This window comes from uncultured Mobiluncus sp. (assembly GCF_902488535.1).
Classification (GTDB): Bacteria; Actinomycetota; Actinomycetes; order Actinomycetales; family Actinomycetaceae; genus Mobiluncus.
The window spans coordinates 31022-47175 of sequence record NZ_CABTWO010000008.1 but is presented as its reverse complement, the minus strand read 5'-3'; the positions used below and the strand labels follow the sequence as shown (position 1 = coordinate 47175).

Annotated in this window: 14 protein-coding genes; 6 read left to right on the top strand and 8 right to left on the bottom strand. The window is 57.2% G+C overall.

Annotated features, from left to right (window positions below; translation table 11 throughout):
* Positions 1 to 10 precede the first annotated feature (10 nt).
* From secA to mtrA, 6 genes are all read right to left on the bottom strand, one after another.
* Positions 11 to 2851: a preprotein translocase subunit SecA gene (gene secA, locus RDL66_RS04145; protein ID WP_308535396.1), complete on the bottom strand. Its 2841-nt coding sequence runs from the start codon at positions 2849 to 2851 to the stop codon at positions 11 to 13.
* Between the two features lie 247 nt (positions 2852 to 3098).
* Positions 3099 to 3722 (bottom strand): ribosome hibernation-promoting factor, HPF/YfiA family, encoded by a 624-nt coding sequence (hpf, locus tag RDL66_RS04140; RefSeq protein ID WP_308535394.1) that lies wholly within the window; start codon positions 3720 to 3722, stop codon positions 3099 to 3101.
* Positions 3723 to 3886: 164 nt separating this feature from the next.
* Positions 3887 to 4666 carry a phosphoribosyltransferase family protein gene (locus tag RDL66_RS04135; protein ID WP_308535392.1) on the bottom strand — a complete coding sequence of 260 codons (780 nt, stop codon included), beginning with the start codon at positions 4664 to 4666 and terminating at the stop codon, positions 3887 to 3889.
* 18 nt (positions 4667 to 4684) lie between these two features.
* On the bottom strand, positions 4685 to 6361 hold the full coding sequence (locus tag RDL66_RS04130; RefSeq protein ID WP_299293445.1) for an LpqB family beta-propeller domain-containing protein: 1677 nt from the start codon (positions 6359 to 6361) through the stop codon (positions 4685 to 4687).
* Entirely contained in the window at positions 6355 to 8019 is a 1665-nt protein-coding gene (mtrB, locus tag RDL66_RS04125) for an MtrAB system histidine kinase MtrB (protein WP_308535438.1), read from the bottom strand. The genes RDL66_RS04130 and mtrB overlap by 7 nt, the downstream gene beginning before the upstream one ends.
* An 80-nt stretch (positions 8020 to 8099) precedes the next feature.
* The gene (gene mtrA, locus RDL66_RS04120; protein ID WP_299293451.1) at positions 8100 to 8783 is read right to left on the bottom strand and encodes an MtrAB system response regulator MtrA; all 684 of its coding nucleotides are present in this window, start codon (positions 8781 to 8783) and stop codon (positions 8100 to 8102) included.
* Between the two features lie 139 nt (positions 8784 to 8922).
* On the opposite strand from mtrA, the gene RDL66_RS04115 reads away from it, so the two are divergent.
* Genes RDL66_RS04115 through RDL66_RS04095 form a run of 5 tightly spaced genes read left to right on the top strand, consistent with a single transcriptional unit; the run spans position 8923 to position 14488 of the window.
* Positions 8923 to 10215, top strand: a complete 1293-nt coding sequence (locus RDL66_RS04115) for a glycerophosphoryl diester phosphodiesterase membrane domain-containing protein (protein WP_308535389.1) — start codon at positions 8923 to 8925, stop codon at positions 10213 to 10215.
* Positions 10216 to 10247: 32 nt separating this feature from the next.
* Positions 10248 to 10985, top strand: coding sequence for a DUF4129 domain-containing protein (locus RDL66_RS04110; protein ID WP_299293457.1), 738 nt, complete (start codon positions 10248 to 10250; stop codon positions 10983 to 10985).
* Positions 10985 to 12142, top strand: coding sequence for a DUF4350 domain-containing protein (locus RDL66_RS04105; protein ID WP_299293460.1), 1158 nt, complete (start codon positions 10985 to 10987; stop codon positions 12140 to 12142). Before RDL66_RS04110 ends, RDL66_RS04105 begins: the two co-directional genes overlap by 1 nt.
* Positions 12143 to 13102, top strand: a complete 960-nt coding sequence (locus RDL66_RS04100) for a MoxR family ATPase (protein ID WP_299293462.1) — start codon at positions 12143 to 12145, stop codon at positions 13100 to 13102.
* Between the two features lie 51 nt (positions 13103 to 13153).
* Positions 13154 to 14488 (top strand): DUF58 domain-containing protein, encoded by a 1335-nt coding sequence (locus RDL66_RS04095; RefSeq protein ID WP_299293465.1) that lies wholly within the window; start codon positions 13154 to 13156, stop codon positions 14486 to 14488.
* An 8-nt stretch (positions 14489 to 14496) separates the two neighbouring features.
* Here RDL66_RS04095 and RDL66_RS04090 read toward each other — a convergent pair whose 3' ends face one another.
* On the bottom strand, positions 14497 to 14994 hold the full coding sequence (locus RDL66_RS04090) for a metallopeptidase family protein (protein WP_299293468.1): 498 nt from the start codon (positions 14992 to 14994) through the stop codon (positions 14497 to 14499).
* Positions 14995 to 15157: 163 nt separating this feature from the next.
* Between RDL66_RS04090 and RDL66_RS04085 the strand changes: the two genes are divergently transcribed.
* A complete protein-coding gene (locus RDL66_RS04085; RefSeq protein ID WP_308535387.1) occupies positions 15158 to 15589 on the top strand; it encodes a DUF3499 domain-containing protein in 432 nt (143 codons plus the stop codon).
* A gap of 48 nt (positions 15590 to 15637) precedes the next feature.
* Here RDL66_RS04085 and RDL66_RS04080 read toward each other — a convergent pair whose 3' ends face one another.
* On the bottom strand, positions 15638 to 16153 hold the full coding sequence (locus RDL66_RS04080) for an inorganic diphosphatase (protein ID WP_308535437.1): 516 nt from the start codon (positions 16151 to 16153) through the stop codon (positions 15638 to 15640).
* Between the last annotated feature and the right edge of the window lies 1 nt (position 16154).

Genomic DNA, 16154 nt, shown 5'->3' with positions numbered 1-16154 from the left:
ACTGAGAAACTCAGCCCCGCCGTTTTGCCGCGCGGCGCTGTGCCCGGTTGCCCTGCGGAGCCGACTCAACCGTGCCATCACTGGAATAGGAAATTTGAGCGTTCATCGCCTGATGACCGGTATCTCCCATAACCGTGCGATTCGCTGATACCGATTTCAGACCGGCTCTGCGCCCGGATTTCTTAAAGTTGCGGGCTTTCTTTTTTGCCGCGCTCTTAGAGATAGGCTCTTCCTTGGCCGGTGTTGGTTCTTCTGCCGCCTGCGCCTGGCCTTCCCCGTCCCCTGAGGCTTCCTCAGCTGCCGCCCGCTGCATAGCGTCAACAAAGGCCTTGACATACCCAAACACATTCTGGACGGTCTCTTCCTTGATGCGTCCCATCATGGCGCTGAACATGAGGTAGCCCTCAGTCTTATACTCCACCAGGGGATTGCGCTGTCCCATCGCCCGCAGCCCGATACCTTCCTTCAGGTAATCCATTTCGTACAGGTGCTCGCGCCACAACCGATCCACCACCGAGAGCAGAACCCGCCGCTCCAACTCTTTCATCGGCTCATCGCCCAGCTGGGCTTGAGCTATGGGATTATCCGCCAAAGACTTGCCGGCTAACTCATATTGCAGCTTGGCGTCGTCAACCAACTGTTCGGTGATGAAATCCGTGGTCAAAGCCGATTTCCCGCCGACCGCATTTTCTAAGTCTTCTACCGAAAGCGACACCGGGTACAGATTCTTTAACCCCGCCCACAAGGTCTTTAAATCCCATTCGCTGGTATCGGGAAGGTCTGTGGCCTGCGCAACCGCGTCCGCAATGGTGCCCTCGATGAAAGAGTCAACCGTGGCCGAAAGATCCTCCCCACGCAGCACTCGTCCCCGTTCTCCGTAGACAGTTTCGCGCTGCTCAGTCATCACGTCGTCGTACTTCAAAACGTTCTTGCGGATTTCCGCGTTGCGGCCCTCCACCTGGGTTTGCGCCGAACGAATCGCGCCGGAAACCATCTTAAACTCCATGGGAATATCCTCGGGCAGTCCCGAACGCATCATGTTGCCCAGCCAACCTTGGTTGGCAAAACGCATCAGCTCGTCCTCCATAGACAGGTAGAAACGAGAGCGACCGGGGTCGCCCTGACGCCCCGCACGGCCTCGCAGCTGGTTGTCGATACGGCGTGATTCGTGGCGTTCCGTCCCCAAGACATAGAGCCCGCCAAGTTCCACAACTTCGTCATGTTCCTGAGCCACCTTGGCTTTGGCATCTTTCAAGGCTTGGGGCCAAGCGGCCTCGTATTCTTCGGAGTTTTCCTCCGGGTCCAGCCCGCGGTCCTTCAAATCCTGTACCGCCAGGAATTCGGCGTTGCCGCCCAGCATAATATCGGTACCGCGCCCAGCCATGTTGGTCGCGACCGTGACTTGGCCTTTCCGGCCAGCCATCGCCACGACCGCGGCTTCACGTTCGTGCTGTTTCGCGTTCAACACCTGGTGGGGAATCTTCCGCTGGTTCAGCAAGTGCGAAAGGTATTCGGATTTCTCTACCGAGGTGGTGCCGACCAGGACAGGCTGACCACGGTGATAGTTTTCTTCGATGTCTTCAACGACTGCGTTGAACTTCGCTTCGGCGGTTTTATACACCAAATCGTCTTTGTCCTCGCGAATCATGGGTTTGTGCGTGGGAATCGGCACCACGCCCATCTTGTAAACATCGTTAAACTCGGCGGCCTCAGTCTCGGCGGTACCGGTCATCCCGGCACGCGAACCTTTCGGGTAGAGACGCACGTAGTTCTGCAGGGTAATCGTGGCCAAAGTTTGGTTTTCCGCCTTAATCTCCACGCCCTCTTTGGCTTCAATCGCCTGGTGCATCCCTTCGTTGTAGCGCCTTCCCGGCAAGACACGCCCGGTGTGCTCATCCACAATCAGCACTTCGCCTTCGGGAGTCACAATGTAGTCTTTGTCCAGCTTAAACAGCTCTTTAGCCTTGATGGCGTTATTCAAAAAACCAATCAGGGGCGTGTTGGCAACCTCGTAGAGATTATCGATACCCAGGTAGTCCTCAACTTTGTCAATACCCGGTTCCAAGACCCCCACGGTACGTTTCTTTTGATCCACCTCGTAATCTTCGCCGGCATGTAAATCTTGGACAATCTTGGCGAAATCCGTATACCAGTGGTTCACGTCTCCTTGAGCCGGACCGGAAATAATCAGAGGGGTACGGGCTTCGTCAATGAGGATGGAGTCCACCTCGTCGACGATGATGTAGTTGTGTTCCCGCTGCACCAAGTCTTCGACTCGCTGCGCCATATTGTCACGCAAGTAGTCAAAGCCGAACTCGTTGTTGGTGCCATAGGTGATGTCGCAGTTGTACTGTTTGCGACGTTCCTCCGGATCCATCTGAGCGATGATGATGCCGGTGCTCAGACCCAGGTAACGGTACACGCGACCCATCAATTCGCCCTGGTAAGAAGCCAGGTAGTCGTTAACGGTCACGACGTGTACGCCTTTGCCGCTCAGAGCCCGCAAGTAGCACGGCAGCGTAGCTACCAGGGTCTTGCCTTCACCGGTTTTCATTTCGGCAATGTTGCCCCAATGCAAGGCCGCCCCGCCCATAATTTGTTCCCGGAAGTGACGCAGTCCGAGCACCCGATCGGATGCTTCACGCACCGTTGCGAAAGCTTCAACCATGAGGTCGTCGAGTTTCTCTCCCTCTTCTAGGCGCTGCCTAAACTCGTCGGTCTTCGCCTTTAGCTCGCTGTCGCTCAGCTCGCGGTATTCATCTTCAAGCAGGTCCACCGCATCAGCAACTTTCACCAGCTTTTTGAGAACTTTACCTTCACCGATACGCATGAACTTATCAAGTAAGGACACGTTTTGCCTTCCTTTTCAGGTCTTTAGGATTGCCTTACAGGCCTATCCATTGAGGTCAACAGCCTTTTATCCACGATTGTCAAGAGTTTGACCCAATCGTGATGACTCAGCCTTGACTATTTTAGTTGAAAGCGCCTATTTTCGCGAAAGCGAGCGGCGAAACTCTGGTTCTTGGCGGCAGCCACATCGGCACACCGGGGATAAAAAAGAGGGACCCCGGGACGGTGCCCCAGGGTCCGGTCCTATCTCAATTGTTCAGCGTGCAGGTCGCGTCTAGGCGAATCACGCCATAGGTCCAGCCTTTCCGGTGGTAAACCACTGCTGGCTGCTTCGTCTCGGAGTCAATGAACAGGTAGAACGGGTGACCCACCAATTCCATCTCATCCAGAGCTTCTTCGACACTCATGGCCCGGCTCTCGTGCAACTTTTCGCGCACGATGACAGGGGAATCACCCAACTGTTCCTCACGAGACTCGCCCAGTTTCAAAGGCGGTTTCGCGGCGGGAGCCGGGGCGGTTCCCGGAAGCTGCACGTCCAGTTCCACATCCGGGGGAATCTCATACTTGCGGTGGTCCTTGGCCCGATCCCGAGCTCGGCGCAGACGCTCAAAAAGTTTCCCGGCGGCGATGTCCACAGCGGCGTACCGGTCTGACGAAGATGCCTCCGCCCGCACCACGGGTCCTTTGCCGAGAACAGTCAGTTCGATGCGTTCCGCAGTATCAGCTTGTCGCGGATTCTTTTCATGTGTCAATTCCACATCGACACGCTGCGTACGGGGAGCCAGCTGCTCCACCTTGGCCATTTTTTCCTCGATGTATTCCCGAAAATTCGGGTGGATTTCAGCATTACGTGCTTTCACGGTGATTTCCATGAGGGCCTCCTTAGGCTAAGAATTGGGTTCCAACTATCATTTGCTGGGACGGAGTGTTCGGTTCTCACCTCTTTCTCACGCGGGTGCACTCCGGTGTGTCACCTGCGATTTTTGCGTGTGCTTTATATTTTAGAGCACACCGCAGAGCCGTGCAGGACTTCCACTTATTTTTCGGAATTCTGTGGGGGTGTTGAGGGCATTTCACTCCGAGATGAAGCAAAAACCAGCCCCGCGAGCACTTCAGCATCTAAGCCTGACAAAACGCGAATCATTTCTCTGAGCGTCGCTCCGGTGGCGCTAACATCATCGATTATCAGCAGGGCCTTACCGGCAAGTTCTTGTTTCGCCACCGCCGCACTGCCGCGAATCTGCATTTTGCCGTGCCGGTTCAGGTTACGGGCCTCCCATCCCAAATCGGCCTGGGTCGTCGAGCCTGCCGCCAGTTCCAGGATTTCCAGCACGGATGCCTGACGGCACAGTCCCGCGCGGACCGCTCCCCGCGCCGCGCCCTGGGCAAAGGCGGCGGCAACCTCAGACGGATCTCGGGGATGGGCGGATGGAGCCGGAACCACAAACATTTCCCCCCGGATTGTACCATCCGTTCCAGATTCGTCCCTAACCAGCAGCCCCTCTGACACTAAGCCCTGCACTGCCGATTGGCCAGCCGCTGTGAAATATCGGCGTAAATCCCGCCGTTTATCATGCTTACCAGTCAGAACCACGCGCCGCATCGGACCGTCATATTTGGCGATGGCAAATATTGGAACGTCTGTTACATTATCTTCGTTCTCGCTGATTTCCAACGGGAACGGACGCCCCAGCATCTGCGCCAAACAGTTGTCACAGATTTCTTCGTCCCAAGCTCCACAACCCACGCATTCCGTAGGCAGCAGCACCTTTCCCAGTTCCCCTGCGGCATCCCATAAACTCGAAAAACCCACCATAACGCGTCCCTAACGAGGCTAACCGGGGTAACTCGGGTCGGCGACTCCGTTTAGAACTTGCTGCCAGTTTCTGCCGGAGCGCTTGTATAAATCACCGCCTGCGGTAACCAGATAAATCTGATTTTCTTCCTCACCAGCAGCCAAATCCACCGCGTTCTTAACCCCCGGCAATGTTGATATCGGTCCGAACAGCGGAGCGATTCGGACGGTGGTGCTGTCTCCCGTGCCGGTCAGTAACACCAGGGAATCTCCTTGCAGCCACGCTATTGCGGAAACAACTTCGTTTCCGGCCTGCAAAGCCACGGGTGCGGAAAAAGATTTGGGAGTCCCCGTCCCGTCCCGGATTACCACCGCTACACTGACAATGTCGGCCTGACCTACGTGGTGTACGAAAGCGATTCGCGTCCCGTCAGGGCTGACGGTGAAAGCATGAACGGGGTCTCCGGTCTCCCACGGCACTTCCAAATTCACCCTGGTTCCATCGGGACGCAGCGCGACAACCTGGCGCGGATTAGCCGTATCCAGGGTCCAAATCCAGCCGTTTCGATCGATGGCAGCAGCCAGCAGTTCTCGCCCGCTATACAGCTGCGTCGCCGCCCCACGCGCCCACAGATAGAGCCGGCGATAACTGGAGTCTGTAAAGGCGATTTCGTCACCGGCAGTGGAAATAGCCGGGTTCGTAATCTCACCGGAAGTCACCGCACCGGCAGGAACCAGGACTTCGGTGGCGCCGGAATTCAGACGCACCACGTTGCCGTCCTTTACCATGATGGGGAATTGTGGCGTGGTGCTTTGTGTGATGGGATTCGTGTTTTCCAAAGGAACTTTGCCGATGCTCAAACTGACGGTAGAAATTCCCGAAACGTCGCGCAGGGTCGATTCCATCTGCCAGTAAGCCAAATTAATCGTGGTGGGGTCGTTGAGAGCGTCCGGGACATTTAAAGACACGTTAGCGACCCCGTCAAAGACATCCACCGCTCCCCCAGCCAAAGTGCTGCCGGTGGGGAACGCGGAACGAACCGCCCCTTTGAAAGCGTTTTGCGGCCCGGCCAAGAGCGCATTAACCAGGTAGGTTGGCAGCCGTCGGCGCGGATACCAACGCAAATCCGGGACCAGGGCTCCCCCGTCCATGGTGAGGAAGTACACCGGAGCCGAAGCGTAAATCGAGCTAAAAGCTGATTGGGAAAGCACCACCCCATCCTCTAGAGCCGCGATACGCCACTGGTTGTCAGCGGGCTTCACTAGGGAAAACACGGTGCGGACCCGTTCGGTCGGACCCGCCACGGTATAGTTTCCGTGTTCGTCGACACTTCCTAGCGCGCGGGCGGTCACTTCGACAGAGCCATCGCCCAGCTGACGGGTTTCCAAGGCGGAATCCGTGTCAAAAATCTCTACTTGGGCATCAGGGCGCCAATCCATCGCCGCTTTGGGAGCCAGGAACGAACGCGCCACGGTGAAATCATCAGAGTACCCCGCGGAGCAGGCGCGAATAAAACCGGTCACGATTTGTTCCACGGTTGCATTCGGGACCGGTCCGGGGGCGCTTAAACCTAAGAGCGGCTGGTTGGAACCGACTCTCACTTGTGAATCATTGACCGGTCCGGCAGTCGGCAGTGCGGCGCAGCCGACCAGACTGAGGGTGGAAATCCCCACGAGGACAGCTCCCCACCACCGGGTTCGACGTTTGTTTAGCATGGCTCCTCCCCATTCTTCCCAAGCGTCCGGGTCGCGTTCGTCGAGGTTTCTGGCTGCTCCGGGGCGGCCTGAGGGGGAACGTAACTGTCTAGAGTCGGTTCCACGTAATCGGTGATGTCCAGCGGTGACGCCCCCATCTCCATGTCGTGACGCCGCGGCAGGGTCAGCAGGAAAGACGAGCCATAACCGGTCTTGCCCCACGCCTGCAGGGTGCCTCCGGACAGGCGAGCGTCCTCCAGAGAAATAGCCAAGCCTAACCCGGTACCGCCCGTGGTCCGCGCTCGTGCCGGGTCAGCACGATAGAAACGGTCAAACACGCGGCTGGTCACTTCCGGTGACATCCCCACCCCGTGATCAGAAACCCGCAAAGCCACGGCGGTTTCACTGGAATCGGTAGTAATTACTACTGGATTTCCCTCGGAATGCTCGATGGCGTTTACCAGCAGATTACGCACGATACGCGTCACTCGGCGAGCATCGAGCTCGGCTGCGCAAGGGTACTTTGGCGGGTTAAGAATGACCTGGCAGCCCACCTTTTCAGCCAAAGCGGCGTTGTCCTCCACGACCTGTTCAGCGAGCTTGTTCAGATTCACCATCTCATAATCGAGCCGGGCAGACCCGGAGTCGATACGCGAAATTTCGAGCAAATCGGCCAGCATGGCATCGAATCGATCAATTTGGTCATGCAGCAATTCCGCGCTTCTCAAGGCGGCAGGGTCGAGTTCTTCGCGCGCGTCATAGATGACGTCATCGGCAATCCGCATAGTTGTCAGCGGGGTGCGCAGCTCGTGAGACACATCGGAAACAAAACGCTGCTGCAGCCGGGACATTTGACCCAAAGTATTGATCTTGGACTGCAAAGAATCCGCCATCTTATTGAAAGAATCGGCCAGTTGTGCGGTTTCATCCTCACCTTGTGAGAGCACGCGCGCGTTCAAGTCCCCAGCCGCTAAACGTTCCGCGGTGCGCACCGTGCGGCGCACCGGCACCAGCACGGAATAGACCACCACCCAGGTCATGCCCGCCACCAGCACCAGAACGGCGACTCCGCCACCGCCTAAAACCCCCATCACCAGGTTGATTGCGGCTTGCTCATCAGCCAGGGAGTACACCAAGTAGAGTTCGTGAGCACCCGCTAGGGGCAGGCTCACGGCAGTCCCTACCACGATACCGGGATGTCGTTTGCCTTGCGCGTCCGTAATTTCGATGGACTGCCAATGCTGGCCGCTCTTTTGCTGTACCGCCTCACGTAGTTGGGAGGTAATGACTTCCCGCATATTTTGGGTGGCGATTTCGTTAATCACAAAGGAAGAGGTTTCGCTCGGATTACGTAAAATCAGCACGGCTGGAGCGCTAGAGCCGGAGGTGAGGGTGGAGATTGAGGTGACCACGTCCTGAGCGAGGGACTGTACCTGTTCCACGGTCGAAGCCGGAGCCTGGTCGAAACGATTTTGCGCCGACCGCGCTTGGGTGGCCGATTCTTCTAGCACCTGATTCAACCGTTCTTGAAAGATACCGTTTTTGATGGCTGTGGAAGCATAAATCCCTACCGCGAACAGAATCACCAACGTCGCGACCAGCATGATACTGGCCATCCGCAGAGCCAGTGAACGCCGGAGCCGTTCCGGTACCCACGTCGATTCATTAAAACCAACCAAATAGCGGGTGGCGCTGCCGAAGAACTGCGAGATTCTTCGCTGTCGGCGCGTCCGGCGAAAAGTCAGAGATTGCGGGGAACTCACTGAGGTTCAGTCCCAATCCGATAACCCACCCCGCGCACCGTGCGAATCACAGTCGGGTTGTCCGGGTCCAGCTCGATCTTGGCCCGCAACCGTTGCACGTGCACGTTGACCAAACGCGTGTCGGAGGCGTGGCGCAGTCCCCAGACCTGTTCCAGCAATTCTTCACGGGAAAACACCCGTCCTGGTTTAGTGGCGAGAGCGACCAAGAGGTCGTACTCCAAGGGAGTGAGGTTCAAAGATTTTCCGTCCCGACTCACTTCATGGGAGGCTAGGTTGATTTCTACCCCCGCTGCTTTCAGGACGTCATGTTCAGCGGCTTCTAAACTGCGCAGCCGCGCGGCGACCCGTGCCAGCAGCTCCTTGGGCTTGAAAGGCTTGGGAATGTAGTCGTCCGCTCCCGCTTCCAGACCCGCCACCACGTCGGTGGTGTCGGATTTTGCGGTCAGCATGATGATGGGGACATTAGAAAACTCGCGGATTTTGCGACAAATCTCGATGCCGTCCATTCCCGGCAGCATCAGGTCGAGCAGCACTAGGTCAGGTTCAACTTCGCGGAACTTGTCCACGGCTTTCGCGCCATCGGCACAAAAACTTGGCTCGTAGGCGGATGATTCCAAAATAATGCCAATCATCTCGCTCAAGGCTTGGTCATCGTCTACTACCAGGATTTTTGCACTCATACTCCTATTTTGACACGATTTCACAATTTGCGGGGAGACCCGCAGCCAAGCTCGGCATTAAAAGGGTTTTTCGGTTTGAACGAGCGCATCTGCGCCGTGTCGTGGCAATATTAAGTGAACCATGTATTGGAAAGGCATCATGAGCGACAACTCTTATTCCTCTCAAGACACTCCTCCCGGAAACAACCCCGGCGAAACCGCTCCGGTATCGAGCCAAGGCAGCCCGGTGCCGCAGCAACCTCCGTTTACACCGCCAACCGCGGCTGCCCCGGGCAGCTTCGACGCCGGCTCGTGGACGCTGACCCCGGAGGACAGCACCAGTAAACCGCAGTCTTTCCCAAATCCTCTTCCGACCCCGTACCCCGCTGGGGCCGCCCCGCAAACCCCCGCCCCGAACTTTAGAACGAGCGGTACAAACAGCTTCAACGGTACAAACCCAGCAAACAACACTGGATTCGACCCCTATGGTTTGAACTATCAGCAGGTCCAGCCCGGAATTATCCCGCTGCGTCCACTGAGTCTTGGCGATATTTACAACGGAGCTTTCTCTGCTATCCGTCAGGCCCCTTCTGTCATGTTCGGTCTGGTTTTGGCTCTCTGGGCGGTACTTGGAGGGGTAATGGGAGCGCTGTTTTATTTACTCACTCCCGACATCAACACCTACCTTTCCAACGACTTCAATTTTGACAGCACGGAAGCTTCGTTGGACGGTTTGCTGGAGTTTACGGAATCAACGATGCTCATAAGTGTCATCACGAGTCTGCTCCAGATGTTCGTCCTCTTTTTGACCTTGGGAGTTTGCGTGGCTGGATTGGGGCCGTTGGTTTTGGGTCGCCGCCCTTCGGTCGCTGATGCGTGGCAAACTTTGAAAGGCCACGTCTGGGGGATCGTCGGCTATTCTCTGTTGCTCATCTTGGGGTCAGCCCTGTTGCTGGGGCTGGGTCTGCTTCCGCTGGGTGGGTTTTTCCTGATTAACATCAAAGATGTCGGGGCATCGCTGGGCTTACTGGGTCTCACTTTCCTCACCCTCGCAGCCGTCGCGGTATTTTCCGCCTGGTTCTATATCAAGCTAGCTTTTACCATCCCCACTGCCATCATGGAAGATATCGGCATCATTCCCGCCCTGAAACGCTCTTGGAGACTGACCAAAGGCAGCTTCTGGAAGATTTTTGGCGTCATCTTGCTAACTTCCCTCATTGTTTCATTCCTGACCTACGGATTGAATGCTGTAATCAGCTTGATTATCTCAGCGGCCATGATGGTTAGTCAGAATTTCTCGGTAATGATGTCTCTCTCCGCCATTTTAGGCACCATCATTACCGGGCTGGCGATGCCGTTCTATGGAGCAGTTTTAGGTCTGCTCTATGTTGATACGCGGATGCGTCGCGAGGGTCTGGCAGTAAGCCTGCTCCAGGCGGCTCAGCAGGGCTGACGGCGGCACTGCAGAAAGGACTTTGGGTAAGGATGCTGAACATTTCAACGCAACTGGGGAGCTTGTGGCTCCATCATGTTGATTTGTTCAGCCAAGTGTTGGCGGATGTGTCAGACCGGGAGGGGCGCGACAAGCTCGAAGATGAGCTGTCCAAACCGGTATACCAGGAACGCCCCTCCCTGCTGAAAAAAATCTTGGAGTGGTTTGCCGACAATTTTTCGTCCGCAAACGTCAATCCCATCTTGCCTTCTTGGCTGTGGCTGATTGCCGCTCTGATAGTGGCGGTGCTGGTCATCGTCATCATGATTTTGTTCACTGGAAACTGGAGGTTCCACGAGCAAATCAAGCCGACCCTCACTGATGAGGCTGCGGTTTTCGAGGATGACCGCAACGCGGTGCAGTACCTGGCGGCAGCCAAAAATGCTCTCTCACGCGGAGACTACTCGACGGCTTTCTTGGAGCAATTCCGCCACCTGTTGCGTCTTTGTGAAGCCAACGAACTGCTGGTAATCACCCCCGGACTCACCGCCGGGGAAGGCAGCACCGCCCTAAGCCGGGCAGTTCCTGCCCAATCAGAGGAATTATCTTGGGCAGCCAGCGTGTTCAACGCGCTACGGTATGGGCGACGACAGTCGGACAACGCCCAGGTGCAGAGGCTTATTTCCCTAGATTCTCGCCTGGATTCTTTCGTTTCTAATCGTTCCCACGCCCGCGGTGGCGTCGCCGTCTCGCCGCAGGAAGCTTTGGCACCGGCGGGAGGTGCAGTCTGATGAGTAGCGCGACCCCGCCTACAGCCACCCCGCGTATCTCGGAAGCGATTTTTCGGGGTCGCTGGGTTATCGGCGGTCTGGTATTGCTGGCAGTTTTTTCCTTTCTCAGCGCTGTGCTGCGCGCGCCTACCGATGATGTCAATCTCTCGATCCGCAATCCGAAGGGCAGCGGGACGATGGCTCTGGCCGAAGTACTGCGCCACCAAGGTGTGCTGGTCAGTGACCTGTATTCGGTGCGTGACCTCGAGTCCTACAGCTCCAAGGACACTGTAGTCATCACCAATACCAACCAAATCGACGATGCCACCCTGCGGAAAATCCTGCACACTCCCACAAATCTGTTGATTATAGGAACTTTGGCGCAAGGAAAACGTTTCGACCCCTACGTACAATCCGTACCCGCGGGATCTCCCAAGGAAATCAAGGCTCAATGTGATTTCCCCGGCGCAAAGGCAGCCCGCACCATTTCTTCCAGCCGTGGCTCGCTCCGCCCTCTGCGCCAGCCCGAAGCCGCGTGCTTTCCGCTGCAGGACAACGCTTTTGCCTATGTATCGTTTAAACGTCCCGAAGGTTTCCGCCTAGCTTTGCTCTCCGAGGATAGCCTGGCGCGCAACGACACCATCACCGCGGCCGGTAATGCCGCTTTGCTGTTGAATCTGTTGAGTTCCAGCCCGCGGGTCGGTTGGGTCAACGGCACCACGTTCCAGCAGGGTGTTGACCAGAACGGTAAGGCTCAGCCCCTCCTTCCCGATTTCTTCCTCAGTTCCCTGGTGTATTTATTCGTGGCAGCATTCGTGTTTACGTTGGCACAAGGGCGCCGCTTGGGTCGCGTAGTTCCCGAAGAGTTACCGGTCGTGGTGCATGGCGCCGAGGCGGTTTACGGTCGCGGACACCTGTACGAAAAATCCGGGGCTGTGGCAGTGGCGGCTCGTAAGGCTCGGGAATACACCGCCCGACGTCTAGGCACGGCTTTGCACATTCCGACCCCGACAACCCCGCCAGTCATGGTGCGGGAAGTGTCGCAATACACCGGGGTTGACGAATCTCAGGTCTATGACCTTCTCTACGGTGAGGTGCCTGTCACCGACCGTGGGCTGGGAAACCTATTGCACGACTTATACTTACTCACCAAAACAAATCCGCGAAAGGAAAGCTAAATGGATATCCAAGACCCGACTTTGCGCAAGCTCATCGCGTTGCGTACCGAAATCAACAAGGTGGTGAAAGGCCAGGATGCGGTGGTAACCGGGCTGGTTATCGCGTTGTTGGCGGAAGGGCACGTGCTGTTGGAGGGCGTCCCCGGTGTCGCCAAGACCCTGCTGGTGCGAACTTTGGCGAAGTCGCTGGACCTGAACCACAAGCGGGTCCAATTCACTCCGGATTTGATGCCCGGCGACTTGACCGGTTCACTGATTTTCAATGCCCAAGAGTCTTCGTTTACTTTCCGGGAAGGTCCCATTTTCACGAACTTGCTGCTAGCGGATGAAATCAACCGCACCCCTCCGAAAACTCAAGCTGCCTTGCTGGAAGCCATGGAGGAACACCAAGTCACCACCGACGGGGTGAGCCGTTCTCTGCCAGAACCGTTTACGGTCATCGCGACCCAGAACCCGGTGGAATACGAAGGTACCTATCCCCTTCCCGAAGCTCAACTCGACCGGTTCTTGCTAAAACTCGATGTGCCCCTGCCAGCACGGGAAACCGAGTTGGAGGTATTACAGCTGCACCTAAGCGGTTTCAACACTCACGACCTTGATGCCGCAGGGGTGAACGTGGCGGCCAACGCGACGGACATCGCGGCGGCTCGCCAGGCTGTCAAGGAAGTCAAGGCCAGCAGTGAGGTGCTGGGCTACATCGTCGACCTAGTGCGAGCCACTCGGGTGTTACCGCAGGTGGAGTTGGGAGTATCGCCGCGTGGCGCGACGGCCCTGCTGTCGACTTCCCGGGCTTGGGCATGGTTGTCGGGACGCGATTACGTCACCCCAGACGACGTCAAGTCCCTGGTGTTGCCCACGTTCCGCCACCGTTTGCGGCTGCGTCCCGAAGCCGAAATGGAGGGCGTCAACGCCAAGACCGTCCTGGACAGCGTCCTGGCCACGACCCCGGTACCGCGCTAAACGCAGCGTAACCCAGGTTCCACAGTCGAAAAGATACAGGGGAGGCGAAAAATGGCGGTTTCCAAACGCCTGGCGTTCTTGATAGCGCTGGGTATTCCGCTGGTGCTGCTGACTCACTGGAAAACTGGCGCCTTTTTCTGGCTGCTGGTGTGCCTGCTGGTGTGGCTGTTTGACGTCGTCGCTGCTCCCAGTCCCCGCCACCTGGAGATCACCCGCTCCCTGCCCCACACGCTGCGTCAACGCACCGAAACGCCATACACCGTGAGCGTGAAAAATCCCACCAAACGCAAATTCCGGGCCGAGATGCGTGACGCGTGGCCGCCCTCGCTCCAAGCCCTGCCACGCCGGCAACATTTGGTGCTGGACGCACAAAGCTCTACCACTTTACAGGCCAGCTTCACCCCCCAACGCAAAGGCACTTTGCGCAGCGATGCCGTCACTGTGCGCTCTTATGGACCCTTGGGGCTGGGCGCCCGGCAGTTCTCCGCCCCTATCGTGCAGGAAGTGAAAGTCCTGCCGGAGTTTCGCAGCGCCAAGTACCTGCCCTCCCGCCTGAAAACGTTACGCCGTTTGGAGGGCAACTCCCTGGTGATGCAACGCGGGCAAGGTTCAGAGTTCGATTCCCTGCGGGAATACGTTCCCGGCGACGACGTGCGCGACATCGAGTGGCATTCTTCCGCGCGGCTGCGCACCCCGGTGGTAAAAACTTGGCGCCCTGAACGCGACCGCAACGTCATCATCTGCCTGGATTCCTCGCGCAGTGCCGCGGTGCGGCTTGATAAATACCCTCGGCTGGATGCCTCTATGGAGGCGGCTCTGCTGCTCGGGGCATTGGCTGGCAGTGCCGGGGACCGGGTACATCTCATCGCGTTCGACAATCAGATTCGTTTCCATATCCAACCGGCTCGAGGTGTCGGACTCATCACCGAGATGGCTCAAGCCTTGGCTGAATTGCAGGTTTCGCTCACCGAAGCGAACTGGTCAGGGCTCAGTCACACTTTACTTTCCGGGTTGCGGCAACGTTCTTTGGTTGTGATTTTGACAGGTTTGGAAGGCGGGGCGGAACGTTCCGGCTTGATGCCGATGGTAGAGGCGCTGTCCTCCCGTCATCACGTCCTGGTGGCGAACTCTTTAGACCCCGAGCTAACCCGTTTGGCTCAACTGCCCGGCCAATGGAACCTCGATGATGCCAAGCAATCGCTGGGTCAGTTCAATCCCGCTGACGCTTTCCTGGCGGCAGCGGCGATGGCGGAGCTGAACGAGCACGAGGAAGCCGGAAATCTGTTGCCTCTGCTAGGGGGCCATTTGTTGAACGCCACCCCGGAAAAACTGCCTCCCGACTTGGCGGATGCCTACATTTCGTTAAAACGCCGTGGACAGATTTGAGACGCTGTTTACCAATACGGGTCGATATCTTCGGGATGTTTGCCGATGAGCTGGGAAGATTCCTCCAACACTACCCCGTGAATGAGGGAACGCAAATCATCCGTGGAGCGGGCGCGCTGCTCTAGGGGACGGCGATACACCACAACTTGGGCGGGCAAACTTTTGCCTGGGTCAGCGCCGAATCCTCGACCTAGGACAACTGACTCACTCTCCCAAGGTGCCGGGTCCGAAGGGGGGACGTCTTCCACTCCGTACTGGATAGTGGCTAGTTCCGGGCAGACTGCCACCAGGGAACGAACTTCCTGAATGACCAGTTCGTCAAAGGTTTCCCGACGAGTTCGGTAACGTGGCAGCATCGCCGGAACTAAAACTCCGCGATTGCCCCGGCCGTGCCGATCACGGCGCACATAGGCACGCCGCAGCCGCGGTCCGCTGCTGACATCCCAGCGAATCTCGCCGCCCAAATCCAAAACACGAACCCGGTTGGTTCCAGCTTTTTCACTCATCGCCTCTAGCTTATCCCGCGGCGGCAACCGGGTCGAGGATGTCCCGTAAAAATCGCGAACACTCTGAGCTAAGCTCGCAATCCCGGCTCTATCCCGGCCCGGAATCGGTGTCAGCAAGCGAGCCTGAGTGCCCCCGACCCCTGGGGGGCAGTATGCTGGGGAGGTGACTTATACGCGCCGTTGTTCCAAACCGAGCTGCCCCAACCCAGCGGTAGCGACGATGACTTTTGACTATCGGGAACGCAGCGCAATCATTGGCCCACTCAGCGCCCATCGGAATCCCGGAGCATACGATTTTTGCCGTGAACACGCCGAAAAACTGACAGCACCACGGGGCTGGGAGGTCGTCCATTTAACGAATTCCTTTACGCCCCCGCCTCCCAACGATGAGGAACTGATGGCTTTGGCTAACGCGGTAAAGGCAGCGGCGCAGAATCCCGCCCCTCGCCAAACTGTGCATCCCGAAGGCTATCGCGGTCCCCTAGGGAGGGAACCTCAGCCGGGGTTGGGCGATACCGCACCCGGAACGCCCGACACCCCAGGGAAACGCCACGGTCATCTAACTTTGGTGCCGCCCCCGAAACAAGTTAGCTAAAACATTAGACCGGCCAACGAACTGTTGACCGGTCTAAGTACCATTCGTTCACAGATGAATGTAAGTATGCGCGTCAGGGCCTTCCTTGTCACGGAAACGCTTCCATGAGGCGTGAATTTCTTTCTCCGCCTCTTCCCGGCCGACCCAGTTAGCCCCTTCCACGGACTTGCCGGGTTCCAGGTCTTTGTAAACCTCAAAGAAGTGCTGGACTTCCAGGCGATGGAACTCCGAAACATCCTCCAGCTCGGTACGCCATGCGGCTCGCTGGTCAGTAGCGGGGACGCACAAGACTTTGTCGTCGCCGCCGTGTTCGTCAGTCATGCGGAACATCCCCAGCGCCCGGCACTTGATGACACATCCGGGGAACGTTGGTTCTTCCAGCAGAACCAGGGCATCGAGCGGGTCGCCATCCATGCCTAGGGAATCATCGATGAAACCATAGTCATCGGGATAGCGAGTTGAGGTAAACAGCATTCGATCCAAAACAATACGACCGGTCTCGTGGTCGACTTCGTATTTATTTCGGTTCCCCTTCGGAATCTCAATGGTCACATTGAACGTCAAA